General features: G+C 54.2%; 10 protein-coding genes. 8 read left to right on the forward strand and 2 right to left on the reverse strand.

Annotated features, from left to right (window positions below; translation table 11 throughout):
- The first annotated feature begins 19 nt into the window (after positions 1-19).
- From ggt (DBR37_RS11460) to ggt (DBR37_RS11475), 4 genes are all read left to right on the forward strand, one after another.
- Entirely contained in the window at positions 20-1,612 is a 1,593-nt protein-coding gene (gene ggt, locus DBR37_RS11460; RefSeq protein ID WP_124574598.1) for a gamma-glutamyltransferase, read from the forward strand.
- 30 nt (positions 1,613-1,642) lie between these two features.
- Positions 1,643-2,953 carry an amidohydrolase family protein gene (locus tag DBR37_RS11465; protein ID WP_233588348.1) on the forward strand — a complete coding sequence of 437 codons (1,311 nt, stop codon included), beginning with the start codon at positions 1,643-1,645 and terminating at the stop codon, positions 2,951-2,953.
- Positions 2,954-2,997: 44 nt separating this feature from the next.
- Positions 2,998-3,546 carry a DUF1097 domain-containing protein gene (locus DBR37_RS11470; RefSeq protein ID WP_124574600.1) on the forward strand — a complete coding sequence of 183 codons (549 nt, stop codon included), beginning with the start codon at positions 2,998-3,000 and terminating at the stop codon, positions 3,544-3,546.
- A gap of 187 nt (positions 3,547-3,733) precedes the next feature.
- Positions 3,734-5,425, forward strand: coding sequence for a gamma-glutamyltransferase (gene ggt / locus DBR37_RS11475; RefSeq protein WP_124574601.1), 1,692 nt, complete (start codon positions 3,734-3,736; stop codon positions 5,423-5,425).
- A 150-nt stretch (positions 5,426-5,575) separates the two neighbouring features.
- Here ggt (DBR37_RS11475) and DBR37_RS11480 read toward each other — a convergent pair whose 3' ends face one another.
- The gene (locus tag DBR37_RS11480; RefSeq protein WP_124574602.1) at positions 5,576-5,776 is read right to left on the reverse strand and encodes a hypothetical protein; all 201 of its coding nucleotides are present in this window, start codon (positions 5,774-5,776) and stop codon (positions 5,576-5,578) included.
- A 303-nt stretch (positions 5,777-6,079) separates the two neighbouring features.
- Between DBR37_RS11480 and DBR37_RS11485 the strand changes: the two genes are divergently transcribed.
- Together DBR37_RS11485 and DBR37_RS11490 are read left to right on the forward strand one after the other, a co-directional pair.
- Entirely contained in the window at positions 6,080-7,948 is a 1,869-nt protein-coding gene (locus tag DBR37_RS11485; RefSeq protein WP_124574603.1) for a hypothetical protein, read from the forward strand.
- Positions 7,949-7,985: 37 nt separating this feature from the next.
- On the forward strand, positions 7,986-9,335 hold the full coding sequence (locus DBR37_RS11490; protein ID WP_124574604.1) for a surface lipoprotein assembly modifier: 1,350 nt from the start codon (positions 7,986-7,988) through the stop codon (positions 9,333-9,335).
- A gap of 8 nt (positions 9,336-9,343) precedes the next feature.
- On the opposite strand, the gene DBR37_RS11495 is transcribed toward DBR37_RS11490, so the two are convergent.
- Positions 9,344-9,955, reverse strand: coding sequence for a response regulator transcription factor (locus DBR37_RS11495; RefSeq protein ID WP_124574605.1), 612 nt, complete (start codon positions 9,953-9,955; stop codon positions 9,344-9,346).
- Between the two features lie 116 nt (positions 9,956-10,071).
- Here DBR37_RS11495 and DBR37_RS11500 point away from each other — a divergent pair, with 116 nt between their 5' ends.
- Both DBR37_RS11500 and DBR37_RS11505 read left to right on the forward strand, forming a co-directional pair.
- Positions 10,072-11,838 (forward strand): ATP-binding protein, encoded by a 1,767-nt coding sequence (locus tag DBR37_RS11500; RefSeq protein WP_124574606.1) that lies wholly within the window; start codon positions 10,072-10,074, stop codon positions 11,836-11,838.
- Between the two features lie 210 nt (positions 11,839-12,048).
- Positions 12,049-14,178, forward strand: coding sequence for a diguanylate cyclase domain-containing protein (locus DBR37_RS11505; RefSeq protein ID WP_233588349.1), 2,130 nt, complete (start codon positions 12,049-12,051; stop codon positions 14,176-14,178).
- The last annotated feature ends 7 nt before the right edge of the window (positions 14,179-14,185 follow it).

A 14,185-nucleotide genomic window follows, 5' to 3' on the forward strand; every position in this document is an offset into this window, starting at 1 on the left:
CCCGATTCCTGGAGAAATGATGAGAACCACCCGCCCAGTCAGTTATGCCGAACACGGCATGGTCGCTACCGCCCACTACCTGGCGACCGGCGCAGCACTGGACGTGTTGAAGGAAGGCGGTACGGCAGTAGATGCAGCAATCTGCGCGGCCGCTACCATGAGCGTGGTATTGCCGCACATGATAGGCATAGGCGGCGATGCATTCTGGATGATCCACGACGCCAAATCAAATACCTTGTCCGCGCTGAACGGCAGCGGTACCTGCGGTAAAGACATCACACTGGATACTTACCGCGGCATGGACGCGATTCCTAATCGCGGTCCGCAATCTGCGATTACCGTACCTGGCGCCATCGATAGCTGGGCATTGGCACACGAACGTTTCGGCACCATGCCACTGAGCCGCTTGCTGGCACCGGCCATCCGCTATGCGAGTGAAGGCGTGGCGGTCACGCAAGATATCAGCCGCTGGATAACAGACGACACTGAAGATTTCCGCAAGGATCCCGGCTCGGCCGGCATCTTCCTGAAAAACGGCAACGCCTATCAGCCTGGCGAACGCCTGCAACAACCGGCATTGGCCAAGACGCTGGAAAATATCGCACAGCACGGTCCGCGTTACTTCTACGAAGAAACTGCCCAGTCGATCGTGTCTTACCTGAAGAGCCAGGGCGGTTTGTTGACGGTTGAAGACTTCCAGAACTACCACGCGAAATGGGTCAAACCGATCTCGACCAACTATCGCGGCTTCCAGGCTTTCCAGGTGCCGCCACCATCGCAAGGTATCGCTGGCCTGATGATCCTGAACTTCCTGAACGGTATCGATCTGTCAGGACTGGATGCGAATTCGCCTGAGTATTACAACGCCATGATCCAGGCCATCAAATGGGCTTTCAACAAGCGCGACAAGTACCTGACTGACCCTGAGTTCTCCGATATTCCTATCGAAAAATTGCTCGACCCGGAACTGGCAAATGCCGAGCGCGCAGAGTGGCTGGCCGATACCAGACGTACCCACGAAAATCGTCCGGGCGGCAGTGACACCACCTTCATCAGCATCGCCGATAAATACGGCAATGCAGTCGGCCTGGTGCAAAGCCTGTACTTCGACTTTGGCTCTTGCGTTACTGATCCGGGTTCGGGCGTGCTGATGCAAAACCGTGGCGCGTTTTTCTCGCTGCAGCCGGATCATCCGAACGTCCTCAAGCCAGGCAAGCAAAGTGCATCGACGCTGATGTCGGGCATGTTGTTCAAGGACGGCAAACCATACATGGTGTATGGCACGCAAGGCGGCGAAGTGCAGCCACAGACGCAGACCTCGGTCGCGACACGCGTGGTTGATTTCGGCCTGAACGTGCAGGAAGCCATCGATGCACCGCGCGTGCTGTATGGTCGCTCATGGGGCGATACATCGAACAAATTATTGCTGGAGTCCGCAGCACCGGAAGCAACCTTCGACGCCTTGCGTGAACAAGGGCATCCGGTGGAGCCGGCACAGTGGCCATTCCCGCGCATGGGTACGGCACAGGCGATTCGTTTGCCGGGCCCATGGTCGCCGTTCTTTGAAGGCGGTGCAGATCCGCGAGGCGAGGGGATTGCTTTAGGTTTTTAGTTGTTTCATCCAGAGGAGAAGGTTATGGAGATGGACTTGTTAATACACAATGTACGCGTGTGGGATGACAAACCACTGATGGACATTGGTATCAAGGATGGAAAGATTGCTGCCATAGAAGAAGGCCTTGAAGCCTCGGCAAAAGAAGCAATCGACGCAGAAGGCCGTGCCGTTATTCCAGGCATGGTTGAACCACACATGCATTTGGAAAAAGCATTCTTGCACCGCCGCTTGCCGCCGGTCCTGGGTACGCTGGAAGAAGCGATCCGCGTGACCGGTATCCTGAAAAGCAAACAGGAACGCAAGGACGTGCTGGATCGCTCGCGCCAGGTGCTCGACATGGCCGTCAAAAACGGTACGGTTGCTTTGCGCGCGCACCCGGACGTTGATTTGATCCAGGGCCTGATCGGTGTGGAAACCCTGGTCGAGCTGCGTGACGAATACAAAGATCTGATGGATATTCAGATCGTTGCATTCCCGCAGGAAGGCATCATCAAATCACCAGGCACTACGGACCTGATGGAGAAATCCATGCAGATGGGTGCGGACGTGGTGGGTGGTTGCCCCTACAACGAACTGACGTGGGAAGACACCAAACGTCATATCGACATCGTGTTTGACATGGCGATCAAACATGATGCGCCTATCGACCTGCACGCGGATTTTTCCGATGATGCCAGCGATCAGCGTTTTGCGGCCACTGCTTACGTCGCACAAAAAACCATTGATACCGGCTATCAGGGACGCGTCTCGATGGGTCACGTCACCAGTCTGGGTTCACTTGATCCGGATGAACTGAAGCCAGTAATCGAATTGCTGCGCAAGGCAGACATCAGCATCGTTACCTTGCCTGCAACCGATCTCTATCTCGGTGGTCGCAACGATGTGAAAAATCGTCGTCGTGGTTTGACGCCAGTACGTTCACTGCATGAAGCAGGTGTTAACGTCGCTTACTCGTCGAACAATATCCGCAACGCGTTCACGCCGTTCGGTAAGGCAGACATGCTGGTGATCGGCAATATGCTGGCGCACGCAGTGTCGTTCGGTACGCCTGCACATCAGGCCGCCATCCTCGAAATGGGTACCACCAATGCCGCACGTTCCATCGGCATCGGCGGTACCTACGGCGTCGCTGTCGGCAAGCAGGCTGATCTGGTCATCCTCGATACCTATCAGGTTGCCGATGCCTTGCTCGATATCCCGGCGCGCTCATGGGTAATCAAGCGCGGCAAGATCACTGTCGTTACCCAGCACAAAGCGGAAATCCATCGTCACGGCTGTTGCGGTGCGAAAGACCATGGCGCGAAAGACCATGTCTGCGAACCGGCTACCGCCAAATAATAAATACATAAGACACACATCATTTGATTAATCAGGAGACAGAAATGAAAAAGCCACCACACGCCGTTGTTGCATCACTACTCGCAGTTACCACCGTCCTTATGGTTCAGTTACCGTGGCATTTGCCAGTCTGGGCGATCTTTGTCAGCTGGGCCGGCACCTTTGCCATGGGTGGTCCGACCATCGCTAACATGAAGCGTATCTGGCCGACGCTGGCCTTCGGTTCCTTTACCGGCTTCCTGGTCGTCACCTGTTTTGGTATCGCATCGAAAAACTTCTCCGGCACCAATCTGGTGATCGCAGAAATGATCATCCTGTTCATCCTCAACACAGCGATGATCATGATGGCGCGCGTACCAGGCCTGAGCTTTGTGCCAGGTATGTTCTTCGGTTTCGCTTCGTTCTTTGCGACCATGTTCGGCGGTTTCGGTCCTACACCTAAAGATCCGCTGTCGGCACTGGGCGTTGTGATTGTGATGAATGCGCTGGGTCCTATCTATGCATGGATCACAGCTAACTTCTCGCATCGTCATGTGCCATTGGAAAATACTTTCCCTGCAGCAAAACAACAGCAGGTACAACAAAAAGTATAAGCCTGCAAGTGTCACCGCCCCCTCTGAAAGACGGGGCGGTTTTTTTTCCCCTATGCGATTACTTCGCGGCTATTATTGGCTAGCCGTAACGTTGCATGCATTACCTAAAAGAAAATAGGCAAGCTCGCATCAATCGCTGTGGAATTTGTTGGTGCGTGTCTTGTCTCAATTAAAAAATGGAGAAGACATGAAGAACAAGATGTTTCAGGATATGACGAGACGAGACTTTTTATCTGCTTCCGGTGCTATGGCACTGGGCTCGCTGGCGCCACTGTCGCTGGCACAGGATGCCAAGCCCAAAAATGTGCTGGCAACCTCGACCAAAGGCATGGTCACCAGCCCGCATGAACTGGCTACCAAGGCCGGGCTGGATGTTTTGAAATCGGGTGGTAATGCGATTGAAGCAGCGATTGCAATCGCCAGCTGCCTGAATGTCACGTATCCCCATTTCTCGGGATTTGGTGGCGACGCTTTCATGATCATCAGTGATCGCAATGGCAAAGTTCAGACCTTGTCCGGCATCGGCCAGGCTCCCCAGATACTCCCGCAATACAGCGGTTCCATTCCGGTACGTGGTCCCGGATCCATGCTGACGACAGCTGCTAACGTCGATACGCTGGGCAAAGCCTTCGATATCAGCAAGGAGCTTGCAGGACGCAAGAGCTGGGCGGAATTATTGAAGCCGGCAATAGGCTATGCACGTAACGGTTTTCCGGTGACGCCATCAGAGCGCTTCTGGATGGATTTCCGCCAAAAGGAATTGGCAGATATGCCGGCCATAGCCAATCATTTTATGGTGAATGGTAAAGCGCCGGAAGTCGGTGACTTATACAAGCAGCCGCAACTCGCCGACACACTGGAAATGCTGGCGGTGCGCGGTTACCGTGACTTCTATGACGGCAAGCTGGCTGAACGCATTGCGAAAGGTTTGAAGGAGGCAGGTTCACCATTGACTGCATCCGACCTGGCTAAAACGCAGGCCCGCATAGAACCGCCGTTGCGTGTTGCGTATCGCGGTGGTGAGTTGTTGGCCAACCAGCCGCCGACCCAGGGTATTACCACGCTGGAAATCATGGGCATACTGGACAGATTCGATCTGAAAAAAATTCCGGAAGGCAGTGCCGACTACTATCACGTCGTGGTGGAAGCAGTGAAGCGCGCTTTCATAGACCGTAACCAATACGTGGCTGATCCGGAGTTTGTACATGTGCCGTCCGCAACGATGCTGTCCAAATACAACCTCGACAAATGGGCGGGTCGTATCAAGATGGATCAGGCACTGGCCTGGCCGCATGTATTTAAACATGGCGATACGGTCTATATAGGCGCGACCGATAATCAAGGTAATTCAGTGTCCATGTTGCAGACTGTGTACTTCGACTGGGGGAGTGGCGTGATGGCGGGCGACACCGGCCTCCTGTGGCATAACCGTGGTGCTTCTTTCACCCTGAAGCAGGGACATCAGAATGTACTGCAACCAGGCAAGCGTCCTTTCCATACGCTCAATCCGGGTATGTACCTGAAGAATGGCAAGCCGCAGATCCTGTACGGCACGCAGGGGGCAGATGGTCAGCCGCAAACACTGGCGGCCATCCTTACTCGCATGATCGACTATGGCATGGATCCGGCGACGGCTTTGGCCAGACCGCGCTTCTTGTTGGGTAAAACCTTCTCGGATACACGAGATAGCTTGAAGCTGGAAAAGGATGCAGGCGAACAGGTGTTCCGGGAATTGGCGCGACGTGGTCACGAGATGAGTGTCATACCGGCACAAAGTCCATTGGCAGGGCAACCTGGGGCGATCATGATCAACCAGAAAACAGGAGTGTTTACTGGTGCGCATGACCCACGCAGCGACGGCAGGGCTTTGGGCGTTTAATGCAGGGAGCGTTCCTTGACGTGTTAACGACACGTTAAGGGAATCGCTGTGTTGTACGAAGCGAGCGCGCATAAAAATGCCCGATCAGTATCCGGTCTGATCGGGCAATAAAAAAGACAGGCAAGACCTGTCTTTTTTAATTACTGCGAATTACTTGGCTGGTGCAGCTGCTTTTGCTTTCTTAGCTTTTTTGTGTTTTTTAGCGTGTGTTTTGGTTGCTTTGGCTGGGGTTGCAGCTTCTGTTTTTGCAGCGACTGGAGCTGGGGCAGCAGCAGGTGCTGGAGCAGCAGCTTGTGCAAAAACGGTGGAGGCAAACAGACCGGCAACCAGGGCAGCGATTAATTTATTCATTTGAGTGCTCTCTCTAAAGTATTAGGAAATTTTTGCGAACTGCTTAGTCAGTTCGTACGTATATAACGCCAGCCAATTAATGCGGTTGACGCGTTTACGCAAATATTTTGAAGTGATTTTCAGAGGGAAAACTATGTGTTTTTCGTGAAAAAATCGTTAAGGATTTGTGACGATTTTTGATCTTCCGCAGTCATCTCTGGCAGCGTCCGACTACTGCATTTGCAGTATTTACTCCCGGTAATCCCATTGCTATTCTCGCCGCCATCAGCCGTCTATGTATACGGCGTGGCCAGGGAGAAGCACATGTACTTATTTACCTCTATATATAGATCCGGCTCCGTTATCTCGGTACGGCAGCAATGGGTGTTGTGTTGTGCTGCGCCGGTCTTGTTGACACTTGTTTCGCTGAATCCCGCGCTGGTCAGAGCACAAGACGTGCAAGGTATCGATGTGGATCTGGGACGGGCCATGCAGCAGCGGCCTCTTGTCCAACAAGAGCAGCAGTCAGGTAGTCAGCGCGCGCCCGCTCCATTGGCGGATAGTACGTTGCAGCGTATTGCAAATACGCTCAAGAACCTGACACCTGCAGGGCGTGACATAGTGCTGAGCAAGGCCTACACGGCGGAGCAAAGACAGCAGATTCTGAATTACATGCAGGTGCAGACTAAACAGCAGGAAATCACACCGCAACCTCAGCAATTAACGCTGGAGCAGCGCAGGCAATTGATGCTGACATCGCCGTCCGAAATGACGCAGCAACAGACTGTGCCGGAAGAAAAAAAGAAAACCGAACAGCTGACAACGCAGCAGCAAAAGCTGCCGCCGAAGACCTTGCAGCAGCAAGAGCAGGTGAAGGAAGAAATTAAACAACCGACGAAACTGACGCTTGAAGAGCAGAAACTGTTATTGCTGCCACAGCAGCTGGAGCAACAGAAGAAGATAGAGCAAGTTCAGACTGAGCTGGCAAAAGAACAAATCAAGCAGACTGAAAAACCGACGCCAGAACAGCAAAAGCAGCTGTTGGTGATAAAACAGTCTGAGCCACAAAAGCAGCCGGAAAAAATTCAGCCACAGCAATTGAAAGAAGTCATCAAGCAAGTCGAGCAACCTGCCCCGGAACAAGCAAAGCAAATCTTGCAGACCACGCAAACCAGCCCGCCAGCAGTTCTGCCCCCTAATAGCCCGGCGCAGTTGAAGTATCAGACCTTGCTGGATGCAGGTGTGTTCTCCGCCAGTAGTGGTACGACGTCAGTTCCGGATGCAACGATGACGCGTGCACAATTCGCGATGATTGCTGCCAGGCTGCAGGAATTGGCGACCCAATCAGGCGCTACCTTTTCCGATATACCAAGCTTGCCATGGGGTGAACTGAGCGGAGCGCAGACGATCGGCACGATAGAGGGCGTTGCTAAGCCTTCTGTCACTGTCGTTTCCGATGACAAGAAAACTTCGGCTGATTTTATGGAACTGCTGGCGGCATACAGCAAAGGAAAATTGAGTCAGGCAGAGCTCGATCAGTTGATAGCAAAAATCGGTTCGGCTAATTTACCGACGAGCCAAACTACAACTCCCGTAAAAAGCGATGCTCCTATCCTTAACGCAAATAAGGCCGTCGAGGGGATAGTCGTACCTGGCGGAACGGCTGTGGCAGCGGGTGTCGCGGGTATAACAGCTGGTACGCTAGGTATGATACAGGCGGCATTAGCGGCAGCGCAGGCGGCTGCCATTGCAGCATCCAGTAGTGCGAACAATATCGATCTGGAAACCGCCGTAACAGTCGGCGCTAACTACACGGTGGTCACGCCGCGTGCCAATTTTCCCGCCAATCTGAATGCAACTTTTAATGGCCGCATGACCGGGACCCTGAGCGATAGTTCGACAGTCGGCGCTAACCTGACCATGAACGTCAACTTTACCAACATAGGTAATGGCACACCGATAGGCGGCAACGTCCAGTTCGACAACAACAAAGGCAGTGCAAGCTTTAATAGTGTTGCTTACATCGGCGGATATGTCGGTGGTGGCATGAGTGGCACATATAACAATCAAGCTATGACTGGCTTTATTCGAAACGGACAGTTCTTCGGCCCGGCTGCCAACGCAGTCAAGGGTTCCTGGGATATGACCACAAACAGCGTCAGTGGCGGCGGCAGCTTTGCTGCTACACGTTGATGTCACGCCAGACATTTACTCCCTACCCATTTCATCCATGAATCATATTCTCCGTTCGGCTATCGTCGTCTTAATGTTTTCTGTTCCTGTGGCTTACGCGGCGACAGCTACTCCCGATAGTCAAAGCGAATTATTGGTGGCGCGTTTGATGCAGGAAAACGGTCGGCCGGATATGGCATGTGCATTGCTGGCAGATACGCCTGTAAACAGTGTGGATGCAGATCGTCTGTATGTACTCGCGCGCTGCAATGCGTCCCTGCAGCGGATAGATACGGCGATTGCCTACTATCAGCGTGTGATCGCTTTAAAGCCGGCGGAAGCCAATCCGCGCGTTGAGCTGGCTGCGATCATGGTTGCGCTGGATCGCAAGGATGAAGCGGCACAGCTATACAAGCAAACCTTGCCTTTGCTGCCAGCCGGACAAGTATCGACCCAGATGAATAACCTGATCGAGCAACTGGGGCGTGATGACCCGGCTGCCTTCGCACGCCAGGCATCGGGCAAACCCTGGTCGCTGGAGTTCTATGCGGGGCTGGTACATGACAGCAATATCAACGGCGGCCCCGTGTCGAATATAGTCCCGGCGACTGTCGGTGGTTTTCCAGGCAATTTCATTTTGTCACCCGATGCGATGCCGCGTTCTTCATGGGGTGCAAGTGGCAGTCTGACCGGCAGTTATCTGGTGCCGCTGAACGAGCGCTGGTCGGTGCTGTATCAGGGTGTATTGCTGGGGAATGGCTACTTCGATACGTCCGATTTCAATAATGAATACATGTCCTTGTCGGCAGCCTTCATTTATCGCGCCCAGGACTGGAGTATGAGCATACAACCGAATATTGGTTTTTCGCGCCAGGCGAATCGCATGAATGAAACGACACCTGGTGTAATCGCACGTTTTTCGCGTAGCCTGAATCCGACCTGGTCACTGACCGGTTCGCTCGGCTACATCAACCGCACCGTGCATCTGGATAACAATAGAAACGCAGATGGTGTGCTCGGCAGCATCGGCGTAGTCGCGCAAGTCCAGCCGAATTTGCAGGCGGGTACTGATTACAATGTGCAGCGTGAGCACGCCGATGCTGCGGTGTACTCGCGTCGCCTGGAAGGGCCTAGCGTGTTTGCTGTCTATCGCATTAAGCCGCAATGGACGGTAGTCGGCAACTATAGTCATTCCAAGGTGAAGTATGACGAAGGCAGCTTCTTCTTCCCGGCACGTAAAGATACGCAAAAGACTGCCAGCCTGACCAGTCTGTGGGACATCAGCGCATGGGCCGGACGCAATATGGTGGTGCGGGCGCAATATACCCAGATCGATAATCCGTCGAATATCGGTTACAGCAATTACTCACGCAATATCTTCAGCGTGGGTATGCAGACGCAATTCTGATACGTGATTTAAAGCAGGCCCTGATGCATCGCATAACGCGTCAGTTCAACTGCGTTGTGCAGCGATAGTTTGGCCATCAGGTTTTGTTTGTGCTTGCGGACGGTGAAGATACTGAGTTGCAGCGTATCGGCGATCTCCTGTGATGACTTGCCCGCGGCGACCAGTTTCAGGATTTGCTGTTCACGCGGCGTGACGGTCTGATCTTCCTGATCCTGGAAGTGCGTCAGCGGCCCCAGTAGTTTGCTGACATAGCGTTGATTGCTTAGCACGGTCGGGATGGCTTCGAGTAATTCGCTGCTGTCCTCCAATTTTAGCAAATAGCCGTCAGCGCCCGCAGCAAAAGCCTGACGCACACTGTTCTGATCAGTTGAACCGGTCAGGATCAGGATTTTGATGTGCGGGTGTTGCTGCTTGATGCGCGCAGTGAGGGTAATGCCGTGGCAGCCGGGCAGGTCAAGATCGAGCAGCAGCAAATCGACGGAGTGCTGTGTCAGCAATTCCTCGACTTGCATCCCGCTACCGGTATCCGCGACGATCTGCATGTCCGGGACGTGCGCCAGTAAGGAGCGGAGTCCTTCGCGGATCAGGGTGTGATCTTCTGCAATGAGGATATTGGTCATGGAGCCGGGCGCGTGATAATTTCCGCTGGGACTTATATTGTTGCACGGTAATAATAAGCAGATATTACACTGCGGGGCAGCGAGCATCCATTTTCCTTGTTTTTGGCGGGACATCCATGAACTATCAGCCAGCTGCGTCAGCAGTTGAGATGCGCATATTCGACGAACTGGTGAATGTCCTGTACCGGCAGGCGACGCCTATTTTTTTTGGCAACTTTTCAGTTGTCATCCTCTCGGTTTACCTGCTTTGGAATGAGCTGGCACACAGCGTATTGCTGTCATGGGCCGCTGCCATCTTCCTGCTGACGCTGATCCGGATCGTGATCGTACGCCGCGATTTGCGTCTGACGCATCGTCCGGATCAGGCGGCACGGCGTGCATGGATTTATACCTTGTTCGCCGGGTTATCCGGCTGCTTGTGGGGTTCTATCGGGATATTTTTCTTTGCGCCTGATAGCACCATAGTGACCGTCTTCATTTGCATCCTGCTGGCTGGCATGACCGGTGGTTCAGTTGCATCGCAGTCTTCCTTTCCGCCGGCGTATTACGCGTTTGCCTTGCCCACTGTCTTGCCGTTTGCCATCCGCTGCTTCATGTATGGTGGCCCCTTGTTTTCGGTGCTGGCCTTGTTGTCGCTGTTCTTGCTCGGCGTGAATCTGGCCTACAGCAGGAATGTCCATCGCACCGTACGTGAGGCGGTATCGCTGCGTTTTGAAAATAACGAACTGATTGCGCAGCTGCGACAGGAGAAGGAGCGTGCCGAATCGGCCAGCCGTTCCAAGTCGCAGTTCCTGGCCGCCGCCAGCCACGATTTGCGCCAGCCTACGCATGCACTGGGTTTGTACATCGCCACCTTGCGCGCCATGTGCAACGCGCCCGCAGTACGCGGTGAGGAGGTCGGCAATATCGCCGGTAAATTGCAGACTGCCTTAAAAGGCCTGGTGCAGTTGCTGGATGTATTGCTGGATATTTCCAAACTGGACGCCGGGGCGGTCAAGGTCAAGCGTGAAGTATTTGATTTGCAGGATGTACTGGAAACGATAGACCAGCAATTTTCCGCGGTCGCGGTTGAGCAAAAACTGCGCTTCATTGTCAGGCCGGCTGCGGTACTGGTACAAACTGACCGTGCCTTGCTGCACAGCATACTGGCGAATTTTGTGTCGAATGCCTTGCGTTATACCGAGCGTGGCAAGGTATTGGTTGGCGCGCGCAGGCGCGGGGATTTTGTCGAGGTACAAGTGCTGGATACCGGCATTGGTATTGCGGCCGGGCAGTCACAGCTGATTTTCAGCGAGTTTTATCAGGTGGGGAATGCAGCACGGCGTCGTGAGCATGGCCTGGGCCTGGGGCTGGCGATCGTCAAGCGCACGGCAGACTTGCTGAAGATACGCATAGGACTGCGTTCGACACCCGGGCGCGGCTCGGTCTTTTCCGTCTGGTTGCCGCTGGCTCCGCCGGTCGAGGCAGTAGCGAACCGGGAAAAGCCGGTGCCTGTGGCGTCCGGTACCGCGAAAAACATACTGGTGATAGATGACGATGCAAGTGTGCTGGATAGCATGCGTTTACTGCTGTCATCCTGGGGGCATCAGGTTACTGCCGTTTCGTCGCTGGGCGCGGCTTTGCAGGCGGTGAAAACACAGCAGGGCGGGAGCGGGCTGGCGTTTGACCTGATCCTGAGCGATTTCCGGTTGACGGAGAATGTCAGTGGTGTCGACGTGGTGCAGGCGGTACGGCAAGCCAGTGGCTATACCATCCCGGCGGTGGTGATTACAGGTGATACCTCGGTGGAGAGCATACGCAGTATCGCCGATGCGAATTTACGTATCCTGCATAAGCCGCTGGCGCCGGAGATGTTGCAGGAAGTGTTGCGTGATTTGCACTAAATTTTGGTTTTAACCGTCAATTCAGTTCATAAAATCTGCATACTTACGCAAACTGCGTTTAAAGTAAGTCCGAGAAGTAGATCCGAGCCGTCATGGTATACGCTTGTTAATAAAGAAAAATTTCGTAGATAGAAATCTTTCCTAAAACTATTAAAGCACCAGTGCATCTAAAAGATGCATGCTACCAATGCAGTAGCCACGGGACATCGAATGCGACCAAAAACACCGGAGCGCTTGCGGCTAGCTACCCTAGTGACGATAGGGGTGTGCGCGACCGTGATCGTAACCATGCTGACCTTGCTGGTGCTGATCGATCATTTCGCCGCAACCTACGCCAAGCAACAGGCGCAAGAACGATTGCAGCAACTATCGTGGCAAATGCGCGATTCGATGGATCGCGGTATGAGCCGCATGATAGATCATGCGCAAGTGATAGCCGACCTGGCTCCGGTACGTGACGGACAGAATCCTGCCGAGATCAGGCGCGTATTCGACAGCGTGCGTAAAAACTTCCCCAATTACGCCTGGATAGGCTTAACCAACCCTGAAGGCGTCGTTTACGCTGCAGCCAGCGGCTTGCTGGAAGGCGCTGATGTCAGCCAGCGCCCATGGTTTAAAGGCGGGGAAAAACGGATCTTTGTCGGCGACTATCATCCTGCGCTATTACTCGAAGATAAATTACCAGAGACCGAAGAGCGCTGGCGCTTTGTTGACGTCGCCTTGCCCGTCACGCACAGCGATGGCAGCTACCGTGGCGTATTGGGCGTACATCTGAGCTGGAACTGGGCGCGTGGCATAGCGAATAACCTGCTGATCCCGGCAGACCGGCAATACATGGTGGAAGTGCTGGTGGTGCGCGCAGACGGCGTGGTGATGCTGGGGCCGGATTATCTCGAAGAAAGCACCATCGTGACTGCCAGCCTGGATTTGGCACGTACCGGAAGCACTGGCGCGATCGCCGAAAAATGGCCGGACGGACGGCGCTATCTGACCGGGTATGCGCAAACCGGCACACAGATACGGGCAGGACAGCCGTCACTGAAATGGGCCATCCTGATCCGGCAGCCGGAAGAAATTGCCCTGGCTGATTTTCGCGACCTGCAACGTCAGGTCTTGTGGGTAGGTAGCGCCATCGGCTTGTTGCTGGCTTTGATCGCGGTTGCCCTGGCGCGCCAACTGGCGAAGCCGCTGGATGAGTTGAGCGTAGTGATTACGCAGCGCAAGGAAGGCACGGCGGCCGCTATTCCTGTGATAGATGGTTACCATGAGGTGCACTTGTTATCGCGCACCCTGGCCGACATGGTGGCACGTGAACAGCAACACGTGGGCAAGCTGCGCGCGTTGAATGAGAACCTCGAAAACCTGGTGCATGAACGCACCCAGGAGATAGAACAAAAAGCCCAGGCGCTGGAAGACGCCTTGCAACAGCAATTGGTAATACAGGACAGATTGCAGGAGAGCGAAGCCGAGCTCAGGGCGACGCTGCAAAACGCCAACGATGCATTCATCTCCATGGATCAGGACGGCATTATCGTCGACTGGAACGAGCAGGCCGAACACTTGCTGGGCTGGACCCACCATGAAGCAGTCGGGCAGTCGCTGGTCGAGCTGGTGGTGCCGCCGGCGATGCGGGATGGATATGCGAAAGACTTCCGGCATTTCCTGGAGACTGGTCAGAGCAATATTATCAATCGCCGTGTCGAACTCACCGCCTTGCGTCGCGATGGTGTCGAATTCCCGATAGAGCTGGCGGTTGGCTGTGTCGCCCGTCGTAAAGGTTATTTATTCATCGCCTTCCTGCACGACATCACGGAAAGAAAATTAATGCAGGCGTCATTGATGGGGATGGCGCTGAAAGATCCGCTGACCGATTTGCCGAATCGACGTGCGCTGATGCAAAAGTTGCCGGAGTCTATCGCGCGCGCAGCACGTCTTGGCAAGCCTATCGCAGTACTGTTCCTCGACCTTGATGGCTTCAAAGGTGTGAATGATGGTTATGGCCACGAAGCGGGTGACGAACTATTGCGCACGATAGCGCAACGCATGATAGCTGCAGTTCGTACTACGGATACCGTGGCGCGCCTGGCAGGTGATGAGTTTGTGGTGGTGCTGGAGATGTTGAATGGCGATCAGGATGCGATGGAAGTTGCAGACAAAATCCTGCACGCACTGCAAGAGCCGTTTGTCTTATCGGCGGCGACAGTATCTATCTCGGCCAGCATAGGCATTGCCATGCACTGGCCGGAGGACCATACCACGCCGGAGCAATTGATTACGCTGGCAGACGGCGCCATGTATGCCGCGAAAAAGCAGGGCAAGAATCGCGCCGTTGCGGTTTAGTCCTGGC

Origin of the sequence: Herminiimonas sp. KBW02, from assembly GCF_003852535.1 — a bacterium.
Lineage (GTDB): Bacteria > Pseudomonadota > Gammaproteobacteria > Burkholderiales > Burkholderiaceae_D > Oxalicibacterium.